Origin of the sequence: Caballeronia grimmiae, assembly GCF_022879615.1 — a bacterium.
In the GTDB taxonomy this organism is placed as follows: Bacteria; Pseudomonadota; Gammaproteobacteria; order Burkholderiales; family Burkholderiaceae; genus Caballeronia; species Caballeronia grimmiae.
In genome coordinates this window covers 492418-507642 of the sequence record NZ_CP084271.1, presented here as the reverse complement: position 1 = coordinate 507642, position 15225 = coordinate 492418, and the positions used below count along the sequence as shown (strand labels likewise).

Genomic DNA, 15225 nt, shown 5'->3' with positions numbered 1-15225 from the left:
TTAATCCCGCGATCCGCGGTTCTTCAACTGGTCGAGCAACACCGCGGCGAGCAGGATCGCGCCGCGCACGAGGTACTGATAGAACGCGTCGATGTTGAGCAGGTTCATCACGTTCTCGACGGTGCCCATGATGAGCACGCCGATCACGACGCCCGAAATCGTCGCGCGTCCGCCGAGCAGCGACACGCCGCCGAGCACGCACGCCGAAATCACGTTGAGCTCGAAGCCTTGCGCCGCGTTCGGCTGCCCCGACGTGATTCGCGATGCAAGGATAACGCCGGCCAGCGCCGTGACCGCGCCCTGGATCAGAAAAATCCACACGCGCGTGCGTTCCACGTTGATGCCCGCGAGCCGCGACGCCTCCGGATTGCCGCCGATGGCAAGCGTGTTGCGCCCGTACACGGTCTGGTTCAGCAACACGCCGAACACGACGAAACACGCAAGCGTCACCCAGATAGGCAGGGAAATTCCGAGCATCGACAAGCCGCCGAGCGCAATGAACGTGTCCGACGACACGCCCACCGCCTGCCCATGCGACACGATGAAGCCGAGCCCGCGCACGATTTCCATCGTGGCCAGCGTGGTGATCAGCGCGTTGATGCGCAGATACGCGATCACCGCGCCGTTCACGAAGCCGATCACCGCGCCCGCCGCAACAGCAGCAATGATCGCGATGAACGTGTTGTCGGTCGCGTTGAGCACCATCGCGCACAGCACGCCGGCGAAGGCGATCGTCGAGCCGACCGACAGGTCGAAGTCGCGCGACGCGAGACAGAACATCATCGTGCACGCGACCATGCCGATCTGCGAAATCGACAGCGCGAGACCGAGCATGTTCTCGATCGAGAAGAAGTGATCGACGGAAAGCGACATCGTCACGAACATGACGATGAAGATCACGATCAAGCTGTACTCCGTGATCTGCTGCCACCACTTCTGTTTGTCGTTCTTCTGCGGGATCAGCGCGTTCGCGACCGTTTCGCTCGCCTGTCCCACGATGTTCTCTCTTGCTTCCATGATTCGCTCCTCTTGTCTTTACGCGGCCTGCGCAACCGTCTCGGCCTGCGGCAACGCAAGGCTCAGCACCGATTGTTCGCTCGCCTTTCCGCGCGGCAATTCGCCCGCGATCCGCCCCTGCCGCATCACGACGATGCGATCGGAGACGCCCAGCACTTCCGGCAACTCCGACGAAATCATCACGATCGCGCAGCCGCGCTCCGCAAGCTGATAGATCACGTTGTAGATTTCGTGCTTCGCGCCGACGTCGATGCCGCGCGTCGGTTCATCGAGAATGACAACTTTCAGATCCGGCTCCGCAAGCCAGCGCGACAGAATCGCCTTCTGCTGATTGCCGCCCGACAGAAAACGGATGCGCTGCTTGCGGCTCGGCGTCTTGATCTTCAGCAACTGGATGAAACGGTCGGCCGTCTGCGCTTCCTTCTTGCGGTCGAGAAACAGACCGCCGCGCAGATAGTGACGCCGGCACGAGATGTTGATGTTCTCCGCGACCGTCGCCATCGCGACGATGCCCTCTTCCTTGCGATCTTCCGGACACAGCACGATGCCGTGACGGATCGCTTCGCCGGTGCTGCGTATCTTGATCGGCTGGCCGTCGAGCCGGATGTCGCCGCCCTTCTTCTTGTCCGCGCCGTACACGAGATGCATCAGCTCGCTGCGGCCCGCGCCGACCAGTCCGAAGAAGCCGACGATCTCGCCGCGCTTCACCTCGAAGCTTGCTGGCGCGCTCAAGGCATCGCCCTGTACGTTCTTCACGGAAAAGCGCACTTCGCCCAACTCGCGCGCCCGGTAGTTATAGATGTCGCTGATTTCGCGGCCGACCATTTCCTGCACGAGCGTATCGCGCGACACTTCGGCGAGCCGCGTGTGCGACGCGATCTTGCGGCCGTCGCGGAAAATCGTGCAGGCGTCGCACAGTTCGTAAATCTCGTCCATGCGATGCGAGATATAGATCAGCGCGCGCTTGTCGGCCTTCAGATCGCGCACGAGCTTGAACAGCACTTCCGTCTCGCGATGCGACAGCGACGAAGTCGGCTCATCGAGCGCGATCACGCGCGCATTGCGCAACAGCGCCTTGCAAATTTCGACCATCTGCCGCTGCGCGATGGAGAGCTTGCGCAGTTTCGCGTTCGGATCGAGATCGACGCCCATCGCCGCGAGCCGCTCGCGCACGTGCTTTTTCGCGGCGCTCTTGTTGACCCAGCCGAGCCGGTTCGGCAACGCGCCGAGCAGCAGGTTTTCGGACACGGTGAGGTCCGGCACGTACTGCAACTCCTGATGGATCACCGCGATGCCCGACGCGATCGATGCCGCCGCGCTTCCGAAGTGCACTTCTTTTTCGTCGATGAGCACACGCCCCGAATCGGGCTGATACTCGCCGCCCAGAATCTTCAACAAGGTCGATTTGCCCGCGCCGTTCTCGCCCATCAAACCGTGAACTTCGCCGGCATTGACGTCGAACGACACGCCGTCGAGCGCGCGCACGCCTGGAAACACCTTGCCGATATTGTCAAAACGCAGCGTCGCTGACACATCGCCTCCTTTGTCGCCAATGCGCGGGCCGCTTCCTGCAACGCGGCCCGCTCCGCTTCACCCGATTTAGTTCGACGCCAGGCCCATCTGCTGGCGCACCGACGACACGTTCTCGCGCGTGGCGAGCATGCCGGTCGTGAGCGTGAGCATCGGCGGCGTCTTGCCGTCCTTGATCCACGCGTACATCAGCTCGGACGTCTCTTCGCCGTGGCGCTTCGGGCTGATGATGACGGTGCCGAAGAAGCCCGTCGGCTGCGGCTTCTTGAACTCGTTCAGCGCCGAATCCGATCCGCCGATGCCAATGCCGATCATGTTGTCGGCCTTGAAGCCGCGCCCTTCCGCCGCGCGCACAGCGCCGAGCACGCCTTCGTCGTTCAGCGCATACGCGACCCAGTGCTTGAACTGCGGGTTCTTCGTGAGCGCGATGTTCGCGGCGTTGAATGCGTTCTCGGTGTCGGTCTTGGCTTGCGGCGCGGCGATGATGTTCGCCTTCGGGAAGCCGGCGGCGACGAGCGCATCGGTGGCGCCGGACGTGCGGTCGTGCGCGGTCGGCAACTGCTCGTAAGTCACGTCGATGGCGCCGACTTCCTTCATGTCCCAGCCGCGCTTCTTGATTTCGGCGGCGATGCCGTCGCCCACCTGCTTGCCGATGTTGTACGCCGAGATGCCCATGTGCGGCACGGACTCGATCGGCTTGCCGGAACCATCGACCAGGCGGTCATCGACGGTCATCATCTTCAGCTTGTCGGCCTTCGCCTTCGCGACGATGCCCGGCCCGAGCTTCACGTCCGGCGTGCAGATGATGAAGCCCTGCGCCTTTTGCGCGGCAAGGTTGTCGATGGCGCTCATCACCTTTTCGCCCGACGGCGCGCCGATCTTCACGAGCGTGAAGCCCTTGCTCTTCGCGGCCGCTTCGGCGAACTTCCATTCGTCCTGGAACCACGGCTCTTCCGGCTGCTTCACGAGGAAGCCGATCTTGACGTCATCGGCGGCCTGCGCGACGGGCGCGGTGATCAGCGTGGCGCTCGTGGCGGTGGCGGCGGCGATCAGCGTGAGGAACAGTCTGCGTTTCATCTTGTGTCTCCCGAGTTTTTACCCGTTGTCTCAAAAAGCCCGCGTGTCGGGCCGTTACGAAATGTGTGTGGCTGCTTGTGGCTACCTGTGACTGCCTGCGACTGCTTGTGGCTGCTGTCGTCTTCATGCCGCCGTCGCATCGCGGCATCCAGCTTGCGCGTCAGCGCGTTTGCCGCACTGCGGCCAGTGCGTCATTCCTCGTGTTCTAGTCGTGATAGAGCGCCGAGCGCCCGCCATCCACGGTGATGCAGCTCGCGTTGATGAACGGCGCTTCATCCGATGCGAGGAACACCGCCGTCATCGCGACTTCGTGCGGCTGGCCGATGCGCTTCATCGGCTGCAAATCGAGCGTCGCCTGCCGCGCGGCGGCCGGATCGGGCTGCGCGTCCCACCAGTCGAGCGTCAGTTGCGTTTCGATATAGCCCGGCGCGATGGCATTCACGCGCACGTTGTTCGGCGCGTATTCGATGCCGAGCGCGCGCGTCAGGCCGATCACGCCGTGCTTCGCCACCGGATACGGAAAGCAGCCGGGGATGATCTTGAACGCATGCGTCGACGCGATATTCACGATGCTTCCCCGCCCGCGCGCCACCATGCCCGGCAGCACGGCGCGGCAGCCATTCCAGACGCCATCGAGATCGACGGCGAAGCAGCGGCGCCAGTCGTCGTCGGTCATGGTGAGCGGATCGCAGAACACGTTGATGCCGGCGTTGTTCACGAGCACGTCGACGGGGCCGAGCCGCGCTTCCGTTTCCGCGACGGCTTCGTTCACCGATGCGCTTTGCGTCACGTCGGTCCGCACCGCGAGCACGTTGTGCGCGCCGGTCTCCTGCCGGATGCGCGCGGCCGTCGCCTGCGCGGTTTCGATGTCGAGTTCCGCGAGCGCCACCGCCGCGCCTTGGCGTGCGAACGCCAGCGCGATCGCCGCGCCGATGCCGCGCCCCGCGCCCGTGACCATCGCGACCTTGCCGGCGAGGCGGCTCATCGTTTTTCACCTCGGGCGATCGCCAGTCCACCGACGAACGCCTTCGCGTGCGACGCCGTCACCTTCACGCCCTGACCCGGCTTGTACAGCGCGGAGCCGAGGCCGAAGCCGTTCGCGCCCGCCGTCAGGAACGGTCCCATGTTGTCGGGCGAGATGCCGCCGACCGGCACGAGCGGCACGTCTTTCGCGATCACCGCGCGCCACGCCTTCACGACCGTCGGCCCGAGCTGCTCGGCGGGAAACATCTTCAGCACGTCCGCGCCGTTCTTCAGCGCGATGAAACCCTCGTTCGGCGTCGCGACGCCGGGCGCGCACGCGAGCCCGAGCGCCTTGGCGGCGCGCACGACATCGCCGTCGCTGTGCGGCATCACGATCAGTTCGCCGCCGGCGGCCTTCACGTCGTCGACATAGCTCGGATGCAGCACCGTGCCTGCACCGACGATGGCGTCGGCCGGCAATGCCTGGCGGATCGCCGCGATGCTGTCGAACGGCTGCGGCGAATTGAGCGGCACCTCGACGATGCGAAAGCCCGCTTCGTACAGCGCGCGAGCGTGATCGGCGGCATCGTCGGGCGTGACGCCTCGCAGGATCGCGATCAGCGGGCAGGCGGCGAACGCCTTCGCGAGACCGGCGTGCATCTGATACGGCGCGGGGAGATTGATGGGTGGCTGCATCGTCGTGACTCCTTCTCGGTGCTGCTCAGGCCGCACGCGCGGGCGCTGGCACGAGCCCGGCTTGCACGGCGATTCGGTATAGGCCCTGTTCGGTGGCGTTCGCAACGGTCGCGGCGTCGTGACAGCCGAAGCGCGCGAGCGCCGCCCGATAGCGGTCGCACAGCGTGTCGTTGCCGATGAGCCGCAGCGTCCTGCCCGCGAGCGACGACTGATCGCGCGCCAGCACTTCGGTGAGGCCGCGCAGTTCGTGGCCGATCAACAGGCCCGACAGATAATCCGGCTGCTGCGCCGGCGTGAGTTGCCCGGTGAGGCCGAGCGTGCGCGTGCTGAAGATCGTCGCGAGCACGCCGGGATGACCGGCATCGCGTGCGGTATCGACGCCCCGCTCGAACGCCGCTGCGTCCGCCGCCGCGCCTTGCTGCATCGTGCGGCCGAGAATCGTGTGATCGCGCAGCGCGCCGAACACCTCGCCCGTCATGAACGTGTAGAAGCGCTCGATGCGCCCCGCCTGCACGAACGCCCACTTCGCGTGCGTGCCGGGCAGGCCGATCAGCACGCCGCCCTCCGCGTTCAGCGATGCATCGCTCGACAGCGCGCCGACGATCTGCGTTTCCTCGCCGCGCATCACGTTCGGCAGCACGCCGCGCTCGAGCACCCCCGGCACGATCCGCACCGTCGCGCCGCGCGCCGTTTCGATCGCGACGATGCCTGCGACGAGCGCATCGGCATCGGCGGGCGTCTCGACGTACGGCGCTTCGGCCCAGCCCTGCGCGCTACCGACCATGCCCGCAGCCAGCACCGGCAGTTGCGGATGCGCGTCGAGCCACGCGCCGCAGGTTTCTTCGAACGCCTGCTCGAAGCCGCCGGCCGGCAGATTCATGATTCCCGCGGGCGACGCGTGCGTGTCGAGCGCGACGCCATCCGCGCCGAGCAGATAAGCGCGGAGCGAAGTCGTGCCCCAGTCGAGCGCGACGAGCGCGGGCGCGGCGAAAGTCCGGGCGACAGGCGCGGTCATCGCTTGATCCTGCGATTGCTTTGCGGCGCGCGCCAGCCGAGTTCCGACGAGATTGCACGCGCTTCCTGCTGCACAATCGGAATCAGTTCTTCCATGCGCTCGTCCGGCATATAAGGAATGGTGCTCGCCACGGAGAGCGCCGCGACGATCGCACCGGACGCATCGCGCACGGGCGCGGCGACGCAGCGTATCGACGCTTCGTTCTCTTCCAGATCGAATGTGTAGCCGCCTTGCGAATAGCGCGTCATGCGCTGCACGAACGTGCTGACGTCCGGCCGATGATCCGGCTTGAAACTCGTGCGGGCGAGCGCGCGATGCGACGCCTCCAGCAGCTTCTTCCACGCGTTGCTTTCGAGATCGAGCATCATCGCCTTGCCGATGCCCGTCGACGCCAGCGGCATCCGGTGCCCGACGCGCGAGCGCATCTCCAGTCCGCGCGTGCCGGGAATCTTGTCGATGTACAGCACGTCGTCGCCATCGCGCACGCCGAGGTGGATGGCGTCCTGCGTATGCCGCGCCAGCGATTGCAGATACGGCCGCGCGACGGTGGTGAGCGGCATTTGCTCGAGCGCGATAGTGCCGAGTTCGATCAGCTTCGGGCCGAGCAGATAGCCGCCCTGCACTTGCCGCAGATAGCGCGCCTGCACGAGGGAGCTGACGAGCCGATGCGTGGTGCTGCGGGTCGTGCCGAGCGCGGCGCTGAACGAACGCAGATCGCGCGCCCCGTTCGCGGCGGCTTCGAGAATCGCGAGGCCGCGCAACAGCGTCTGTGTGCCGGCCTGCTGCGGCGTGATGTCGACGAGCGCGCTCGGCAGCGCGATGGCGTCGGGATCACGGCCGTGCGGTTGGGCGTTCTGCTGGCTGCCCGCCGCGCCGATGGAACTGCGGCGCGCACGCGTGGCGCTGGTGGAGTGGTCGCTCATGTCGGCTCGTCCTCGCGATTCATGCAGCGCGGACAAGCCGCGACACCTGGATGAACCGGCGCTGGCCGGCGCGAACCACCAATGAATCGTGCAACGCAACCCGCGAGCGCGGGCGAGCGGTCGAGTGCATGACGTGTCTCCAGTCTGTTCTTGTCGGCGCATGTCAGTGGCGCATGCGCTCGGGGCTTCGTGGCGGTTCCATCGAAAGCCTGCACGGATTGTAGTTCCGGCTATCTCGATAATTCAATATGTGATCGTCGGGTTCACATAATGGGACTCAAGCTGACAACCGAAAGCCGACAGAAAAAGAAAAAGCCCTGACGGATCAGGGCTTTACAATGTTTAGCGACGCCAACTAAATTTCACTCGGGCAGTTCGGCTGCGCCCATTCGACGCGCGATGACACGCGCCCGCGACGCGAGATAGGCCGAGTTCCGATGGTCGTCGAAATACTTCGGGCGCGGCAGCATCACGGCGAGGCGCGCGCTTTGTCCGGCCGTCAGTTTCGCCGCCGAGGTCTTGTAGTAATACTGCGCCGCCGCTTCCGCGCCATAGACGCCGTTGCCCCATTCGACCGAATTCAGATAGATCTCGAAGATGCGCTGCTTGTCCATCCAGAACTCGAGCATCCACGTGATGACGAGCTCCTGCGCCTTGCGCAAATAGCTCTTCTCTCGCGACAGGAAAAGGTTGCGCGCAAGCTGCTGCGAAATGGTCGATCCACCCGCGACGATTCTTCCGCGCGCCTTGTTCTTCTCCCACGCCTGCAGGATCGCGTCGGTTTCGTAGCCGTTGTTGTTGACGAAGTTCGCATCCTCCGACGCGATGATCGCCCGCTTCAGATTGCGCGATATCTGGTCATAGGGCATCCACGTCCGTTGCAACGGCGTGCCGGGGCGGGTGCTGGCAAGCGTCCACGCGTCGGCGCGCATGAACGCGGTCGAGCCGGGATTCAGCACCGTCCATATGCCGATCTGCGCGAAGAAGTAGAGCTGCGTCGCGATCGCCGCGATGACGAACACGGAGAGGCCGTAAGCGATCCATCGCGCGGGTCCGAGGCGCACCGCCGGGCGAGGCTGCCGCGAGCGCGGCGACGTGCGGCTCGGAGCGGGCGCGGTCGTCATCAGGCTTTGGCCGCCAGCGTCTGGCGCAATTCACGCAGCACCGCGCCGCCGTCCGGACGCACGCCGCGCCAGATGAAGAACGATTCGGCCGCCTGTTCGACGAGCATGCCGAGACCATCGGCGGCGCGTGCGCCGAGGCGTTCGGCGTGCTCCATGAAGACCGTCGGCTTGGGGCCGTACATCATGTCGTAGGCAAGCGTGCCCGCGCCGAACGCGGCGTCGTCGCATTCGGGCAGCGCGGCATCGAGACTGCCGGCCGTCGCGTTGATGATCACGTCGTAACGCGCTTTTTCCGCGCTATCCGCGCCGCCGCCTGCGAAGCGCACGCCGCTCTCACGCGCCTGTGCGGCGAATTGATCGACGAGTTCGCGCGCCTTCGCCGCCGTCCGGTTGACGATGGTGAGCGCGGCGGGCTGCCGGGCGAAGATCGGCAACACGACGCCGCGCGCCGCGCCACCCGCGCCGAGCAGCAGAATGCGCGCGCCCTGAAGGTTCACGCCCAGATTCACTTCGATGTCGCGCACGAGGCCGACGCCATCGGTGTTGTCGCCGCGCACGCCGTCATCGGAGAACGAGAGCGTGTTCACCGCGCCCGCCGCCGCCGCGCGCGGCGACAGCGAATCCGCGAAGGCGTGGGCATCGAGCTTGAACGGGACAGTCACGTTCATGCCGCGTCCGCCCGACGCGATGAAGGTTTTCACCGCCGCCTCGAAACCGCCGAGCGGCCCGAGAATGCGCCCGTATTCGACCGGCTCGCCCGTCTGCTCGGCGAACCGCGCGTGAATCCACGGCGATTTGCTGTGCTCGACAGGATTGCCGATCACCGCATAACGGTCGGCTTGCGCGTGGCTCATGCGGTCGGCTCCGTGGAATCGGACGTGGGTTCCTGCGGCTGCCCAGTGCCTTCGCTCTGTGCCTCCGTTTGTGCTTCCGCCTGCGCTTCGGCTTCGCTTTCCGCGCTGAGATCGTCGGCCTCGATGATTTCTTCCTCGGCTTCGTCTTCCTCGGCGGGCGCGCTCGCGGACGGCGCGTCGATCACGTGCAGCAGACGGCACGACGCTTCGACGGTCAGCTCATCGATCGATACGACTTCGAGCATCACCCGCGTGCCGCGCGCATGCACGCCGAGACCGGGCACGTGCAGGATCAGCGGAATCTCTTCGAGCCGCACGAGATCGTCCTTCACCACCGAAGCCGGAACGTGCCGCTTGTTCTCCTGCTTCAGCCAGCGCAGACACCAGAAATATTCCATGCGGCGCTGGTGATCGGCGTAGGCGCTGTAGGTATCGTCGAAACCCTGCACGACGGCGAAGAGGTCCGCGTCCTTCGGCTTGAACGGCGCGGCGAGCTTCGCGGTCACGCCATGCTGCACGCACGCGAGCAGTTGCCACTGATTGACGAGGTCGACATAGCGGCGCAGCGGCGACGTGCTCCACGCGTATTGCGCGACGCCCAGCCCTTCGTGCGGCGCGGGCGTCGTCTGCATGCGCGTGCGCTTGGGGCCGGGACCGCCGAAACCGCGCTGCGAGCGATAGATGCCCGGCACGCCGTGATCGTTGAGGAACGCGCCCCACGACGAATTCGCGAGAATCGCCAGTTCGGCGACGATCAGATCGAGCGGCGATCCCCGGCGGCGCGGCGTGATGGTGATGTGCTCGCCTTCGACATAGAAGTTGAAATCGTTGTTGCGCTGCACTTCGCGCTTGAGCCCGTAAGTCGCGCGCGCCTGCTGGCGTTTTTCGAAGAGCGACTGCGCGAGCGGCCACAGCACGGCGATGTCTTCCTTGTGCGGATAATCGCCCGTGCCGGCGGCGAGGCTTTCCTCCGTGACATGCTCGTCCAGATGGTTGTGCCGCAGGTTGCTTTTGACGAAGACGCGTTCGGCGCGTGTTTCGGTCGCGACGATGTCCTGCGTCTCGCGATTCACGATGATGTAAAGCGACAGCGCCGGACGCAGTCCGCCTTCGCCGAGCGTGAACACTTCGACGACGTTGTCGGGCAGCATCGTGATCTTGTCGCCGGGCATGTACACCGTCGACAAGCGGCTGCGCGCGATCGAATCGACCGTGTCGCCGCGTGCGATGCCGAGCGCCGGCGCCGCGATGTGAATGCCGATGCGCAGGCGGCCATCGGCGAGATGCTCGACGGAGAAGGCGTCGTCGATTTCGGTGGTCGTGACATCGTCGATGGAAAACGCCTGGACATGCGCCTCGGGCAAGTCCTCCGGCAGCGGCGCGGTCTGCACCGCCGGGAAACCGATCCCATGCGGGAAAAACTCGGACAGGAAACGCGCCTCGTGCAGCGCCCGCGCGGACGCGATCCCGCCGCATTCGAGCATCAGCCGCGCCTGCGAAATGCCGCGCGCCGCAGCGGCGGCTTCGAGCGCCTTGTACTCGATCGAATTCTTGTCCGGCTTCGTCAACAGGCCGATGGCCTTGCCCTTCAGCGCCTCGGGCAGCTTGCCCGCTTTCAGTTCCTCTTCGTAGCCGGCCTGAACGAGCGCCTGCTGACGCTTGCGCTCCAGCGACGCCAGCGCCATCTGCAACTGCTCCTGCGGCGCGCGCTGGTACTGACCGCGTCCCTTGCGGCGGAAATAGACCGGCGAGCCATGCATGCGCAGCACGAGCGCCGCGCGTTCGGCTGCACCGAACTTGTCGCCGAAATAATCCGCGCCCAGCGCGGCGAACGGAAACTCCTCGTCGGGCGCGCATTCCCACAGGAAATCGAGATCGATCGCCTGCGCGATGGCGTCGGCTTCCTGCATGAGATCTCCGGCGGCGGGCTTGTCGAATTCGATCAGCACGTCTTTCGCGCGCACCTTGGCGCGGCGTCCGCCCGGCAACTCGACCTGGAACGCGTCGCCTTGTTTCGACAAGACCGAGCCGGCCTTGAAACTACCCGATTCCTCGAAGAAAACGTTCACTCAATACTCTCGTAAGACGGTGGACCGGCGCGCAGCGGGCGCGCCGGTGTATGAATGGGGCATCACGCAGCCGCTGGGGCAAGCGCGGCGCGCGGCGTCTGATCGCAGAAGGCAAGTACATCGGCGAGATAGTCGCCGAAGTCGCTGATCGCGTGATCGCTGCCTTCGATCAGCGTCGTGCGTACGCCGGAATAGTGGGCAAGCATCGCGCGATAGTCGAGCACTTCGTCGCCGGTCGCGGCAATCAGGAAATAGCGCTCGGGGCGCGTGATGGCATCGACATGAAGCGCGCGAAGTTCGTCGAGATGACGCGGCAACACGGTGATGGTGCCGCCGCCGTGCCACAACGGCTGTTCGCCGAGATACGCACTGAGATCGACATCGGGCATCACGGCGGGATTCAGCAGCACCGCGCGCCAGCCGTGCTTCTCCGCGAGATAGGTCGCGTAGTAGCCGCCGAGCGAACTGCCGACGACGGTGACATCTTCCGGTAGCGCCGCGCCGCCGATGGATTCCGCCAGCGCGATGGCGTCGCACGGAGAAACCGGCAACACCGGGCACTGCCATTCGCTCAGCCGGCCGAGTTCCGCGAGGCGCGCGCGCATCATGCGCGCCTTGAACGATTGGGGAGACGAGCGAAAGCCGTGCAGGTAGAGAATCACGCGGGGCCTCTTGCGGTTGTCCCCGGACCCGGACGCGCGGACAGCGCATCGAGCAATTTCTGATGTACGCCGCCGAAACCGCCGTTGCTCATCACGAGCACGTGGTCGCCGGGGCGCGCCGCATGTACGACCGCTTTCACCAGCGGCTCTATTTCATTGAAGGCCTGCGCCCGGTCGCCGAGCGGCGACAACGCTTCGGCCAGGTCCCAGCCGAGCTTGTCGCGGCCTTCGCGCGCGCCGTAGCCGAACACGAGATCCGCACCGGCGAGGCTTGCGGGCAATTGCGCTTTCATCGTGCCGAGCTTCATCGTGTTCGAGCGCGGTTCCAGCACCGCGAGAATGCGCGCGTGACCGGCATCGCCGATGCGCGTGCGCAATCCCGCGACGGTGGTTTCGATGGCGGTCGGGTGATGGGCGAAGTCGTCGTAGACGGTGACGCCTTCGACGCTGCCCTTCACTTCCATGCGCCGCTTGACGTTGCGGAAACTCGCCAGCGATTTGACCGACTGCGCCGCCGGCACGCCGACTGACCGCGCCGCCGCGATCGCCGCGAGCGCGTTCATGCGATTGTGCTCGCCCTGCACCTGCCAGTCGACCACGCCCAGCCGCTCGCCTTCCCAATAGACAGCGAACTGCTCATCGGCGGTTTCGCCATCGCGGGCGGGCAGCGCCTGCCATCCGCCTTGCACGCCGAAGCGTTCGACGCCCGACCAGCAACCACGCGACAGCACGCGCTCGAGCGCCGCCTCGCGCCCATTGGTGACGATGCGTCCGACGCCCGGCACCGTGCGTACGAGGTGATGAAATTGCGTTTCGATGGCGGCGAGATCGGGGAAGATGTCGGCGTGATCGAATTCCAGATTGTTGAGCACCGCCGTGCGCGGACGGTAATGGACGAACTTCGAACGCTTGTCGAAGAACGCGGTGTCGTATTCGTCGGCTTCGATCACGAAGAAGCTCGAATCGGTCAGGCGTGCGGAGATGCCGAAGTTGAGTGGCACGCCGCCGATCAGGAAGCCCGGATTCATGCCGGCGTCTTCGAGCAGCCACGTGAGCATCGAGCTGGTAGTGGTCTTGCCGTGCGTGCCGGCGACCGCGAGCACCCATTTGCCCGCCAGCACGTGCTCGCCGAGCCACTGCGGGCCGGACGTGTACGGCAGGCCGCGATCCAGAATCGCTTCCATCAGCGGATTGCCGCGCGACACCACATTGCCGATGACGAACAGATCCGGCTCCAGCGATAGCTGCTCGACGCCAAAGCCCTCGATCAGTTCGATGCCCTGCGCCTCGAGCTGCGTGCTCATCGGCGGATAGACGCCCGCGTCGCAGCCGGTGACCTTGTGACCCGCCTCGCGAGCCAGGACGGCGAGACCGCCCATGAAGGTGCCGCAAATGCCGAGGATGTGGATGTGCATAAACCGTGTCGCGCCGCGCAGGCGATGAAGTGCGGAAAAGAGGACGGCGCGTGGACGGAAAACCCGTGCAGGAACGCGCCTGGAGGCGCATATTGTAACCGAGCGCGCCGGCCGCCTGACTGCGCGCCCGCGCGCCGCAAGGGCCGCCAGACGTTATCTAGTATGATTGCCCAATGGTCCGCAAATCACACTTCGATCCGCAGCGCGTGCGCGAGGAAATCGCAATCGCCGCAGCGAGAATGATCGCCGAAGATGGCCTCGACTACTCCACCGCAAAGCGGAAGGCGGCGCGGCAGGTCGTCGGCGAGACGAAAATCGGCGGTGAGTTTCTACCCGACAACGACCAGATCGAAGAGGAAATCCGCGAATATCAGGCGATTTTCCAGAGCGACAGCCAGCCCGCCGTCCTGCGCCGCATGCGCGAGGCCGCGCTCGACTGGATGGAACGGCTCAAGCCCTTCGACCCCTATCTGACAGGCGCGGTGCTCAATGGCACGGCAGGCGAGCACTCGGATATTCATCTGCAATGCTTCTGCGACAACCCGAAGGAAGTCGCCATTTATCTGCTGAACGCCAACGTCCAGTACGACGTGTCCGAGACGCGGCACTTCGCCGGACGCGGCTACGTGGAAACGCTCAGCTTTCTGCAGCGCGAGCGCGGCGAGGAACCGATCGGCGTGCACATCGCGCTTTACGGACCCAACGATCTGCGCGGCGCGGTGCGTGCCGACGGACGCGGACGGCTCGCACGCGCGAACGCGGCGGCCGTGCGCGCCCTGCTCGACGATCCCGGCCCTTCCGATCGTCCGCCGCTGGAAGTCGGCGGCTGAATCTCCAAGACTCTTTCTCGTCCATGAACAGCAAACGCATCCTGGCGGCCCTCGCGGTCGCGATCGCGGCGACGGTCGGCGGCTTCTACGCGGGCCATCGCCTCACCGGCGTCGATACCGAAGCCGCCACGCAGCCGAGCGGCAACGCGGTCGAGCAGTTGTGGCAGACGACGCCGCCCGCCGCTGCCGGAACCTCGCAGCCGCTCGCGGCTTACAAGGGCAAGCCGGTCGTCGTCAACTTCTGGGCGTCGTGGTGCGGGCCGTGCGTGAAGGAAATGCCGACGCTGTCGGCGCTGCAGCGCGAGTATCAGAAAAAGGGCATCACGTTTATCGGGCTCGGCGTGGACAGCGAGAAGAACGTCAACGACTTCCTGAAGAAGGTTCCGGTCGATTACCCCGTCTACGTGACCGGTTTCGGCGGCGCAGATCTTGCGCGGAGCTTCGGCAACAACGCGGGCGGGCTGCCTTTTACCGTTGTGATCGACGCGAAGGGCGCGGTCCGGTCGACGAAACTCGGCGAAGTGAACGAAGCTGAACTCAAGCGGACACTGGACGCGCTGTAAAAAATCGCCGCCTGATCGCTCGTCTTTGCGATAAATAAGCAGCAACTTCGTGGGCTTTTGCCGGAACTTCGTCGTTTGGGTGCGACAATGCCGGTAAATCATGCCGTCCCGATTTTGTGTCGTGCACGGCAAAACTAGACAACATTCTCTAAACGGCGCTAAAGTGCGCCGAATTCCGCACAACCGAAGCGACCATGATCATTCCGCCGGCGCCGCAAGGCCACGCAGCCGAATCCGCCGATGCCCGTTCGAACGGGCCGTGCCGCGCCGCGCGAAATGCGACTGCTCGCGTGCCGTTCAGGCGCACGCTTCAAAGCGACCACGCCAGGGCGTTCCGTGCGAACGCCGTCCGCGTGCCGATCGACTCTGCCGATTTTGCCGCCCGCGCATGGGCGGGCGCACCGATGCGCCGAATGCATGTGCGCGCCGGCCGGCTGACCGCGCCGGCTCGCGGCTGACAGTCATACACCCACAAAGTCAAGCACCG

Annotated in this window: 15 protein-coding genes; 3 read left to right on the top strand and 12 right to left on the bottom strand. The window is 65.4% G+C overall.

Features of this window, described 5'->3' with window-relative positions:
- The 12 genes from araH to mpl all read right to left on the bottom strand — a co-directional run bounded on the left by araH (position 1) and on the right by mpl (position 13345).
- A complete protein-coding gene (araH, locus tag LDZ21_RS02475) occupies positions 1-1017 on the bottom strand; it encodes an L-arabinose ABC transporter permease AraH (RefSeq protein ID WP_035966773.1) in 1017 nt (338 codons plus the stop codon).
- A gap of 18 nt (positions 1018-1035) precedes the next feature.
- Positions 1036-2550, bottom strand: coding sequence for an L-arabinose ABC transporter ATP-binding protein AraG (gene araG, locus LDZ21_RS02470; RefSeq protein ID WP_244794040.1), 1515 nt, complete (start codon positions 2548-2550; stop codon positions 1036-1038).
- 66 nt (positions 2551-2616) lie between these two features.
- Positions 2617-3624, bottom strand: coding sequence for an arabinose ABC transporter substrate-binding protein (locus LDZ21_RS02465; RefSeq protein WP_244794038.1), 1008 nt, complete (start codon positions 3622-3624; stop codon positions 2617-2619).
- Between the two features lie 205 nt (positions 3625-3829).
- A complete protein-coding gene (locus LDZ21_RS02460) occupies positions 3830-4609 on the bottom strand; it encodes an SDR family oxidoreductase (protein ID WP_244794036.1) in 780 nt (259 codons plus the stop codon).
- The gene (locus tag LDZ21_RS02455; protein WP_035966778.1) at positions 4606-5283 is read right to left on the bottom strand and encodes a 2-dehydro-3-deoxy-6-phosphogalactonate aldolase; all 678 of its coding nucleotides are present in this window, start codon (positions 5281-5283) and stop codon (positions 4606-4608) included. The genes LDZ21_RS02460 and LDZ21_RS02455 overlap by 4 nt, the downstream gene beginning before the upstream one ends.
- A 25-nt stretch (positions 5284-5308) precedes the next feature.
- Complete coding sequence (locus tag LDZ21_RS02450) at positions 5309-6298, bottom strand: 2-dehydro-3-deoxygalactonokinase (protein WP_244794034.1); 990 nt, start codon at positions 6296-6298, stop codon at positions 5309-5311.
- Complete coding sequence (locus tag LDZ21_RS02445) at positions 6295-7221, bottom strand: IclR family transcriptional regulator (RefSeq protein WP_244794032.1); 927 nt, start codon at positions 7219-7221, stop codon at positions 6295-6297. Before LDZ21_RS02445 ends, LDZ21_RS02450 begins: the two co-directional genes overlap by 4 nt.
- 362 nt (positions 7222-7583) lie before the next feature.
- On the bottom strand, positions 7584-8345 hold the full coding sequence (gene mtgA, locus LDZ21_RS02440) for a monofunctional biosynthetic peptidoglycan transglycosylase (protein ID WP_244794030.1): 762 nt from the start codon (positions 8343-8345) through the stop codon (positions 7584-7586).
- Positions 8345-9199, bottom strand: coding sequence for a shikimate dehydrogenase (gene aroE, locus LDZ21_RS02435; RefSeq protein ID WP_244794028.1), 855 nt, complete (start codon positions 9197-9199; stop codon positions 8345-8347). Before aroE ends, mtgA begins: the two co-directional genes overlap by 1 nt.
- Positions 9196-11268, bottom strand: a complete 2073-nt coding sequence (locus tag LDZ21_RS02430) for a ribonuclease catalytic domain-containing protein (RefSeq protein WP_244794027.1) — start codon at positions 11266-11268, stop codon at positions 9196-9198. The genes aroE and LDZ21_RS02430 overlap by 4 nt, the downstream gene beginning before the upstream one ends.
- A 62-nt stretch (positions 11269-11330) precedes the next feature.
- Positions 11331-11930 (bottom strand): YqiA/YcfP family alpha/beta fold hydrolase, encoded by a 600-nt coding sequence (locus LDZ21_RS02425; RefSeq protein WP_244794025.1) that lies wholly within the window; start codon positions 11928-11930, stop codon positions 11331-11333.
- Complete coding sequence (gene mpl, locus LDZ21_RS02420; RefSeq protein WP_244794023.1) at positions 11927-13345, bottom strand: UDP-N-acetylmuramate:L-alanyl-gamma-D-glutamyl-meso-diaminopimelate ligase; 1419 nt, start codon at positions 13343-13345, stop codon at positions 11927-11929. Before mpl ends, LDZ21_RS02425 begins: the two co-directional genes overlap by 4 nt.
- 173 nt (positions 13346-13518) lie before the next feature.
- On the opposite strand from mpl, the gene LDZ21_RS02415 reads away from it, so the two are divergent.
- The 3 genes from LDZ21_RS02415 (at position 13519) to LDZ21_RS02405 (ending at position 15196) form a co-directional block, all read left to right on the top strand.
- On the top strand, positions 13519-14175 hold the full coding sequence (locus LDZ21_RS02415) for a hypothetical protein (RefSeq protein ID WP_035966787.1): 657 nt from the start codon (positions 13519-13521) through the stop codon (positions 14173-14175).
- 23 nt (positions 14176-14198) lie between these two features.
- Positions 14199-14738, top strand: coding sequence for a TlpA family protein disulfide reductase (locus LDZ21_RS02410; protein WP_244794022.1), 540 nt, complete (start codon positions 14199-14201; stop codon positions 14736-14738).
- A gap of 194 nt (positions 14739-14932) precedes the next feature.
- Positions 14933-15196 carry a hypothetical protein gene (locus LDZ21_RS02405; RefSeq protein ID WP_244794020.1) on the top strand — a complete coding sequence of 88 codons (264 nt, stop codon included), beginning with the start codon at positions 14933-14935 and terminating at the stop codon, positions 15194-15196.
- Positions 15197-15225 lie beyond the last annotated feature (29 nt).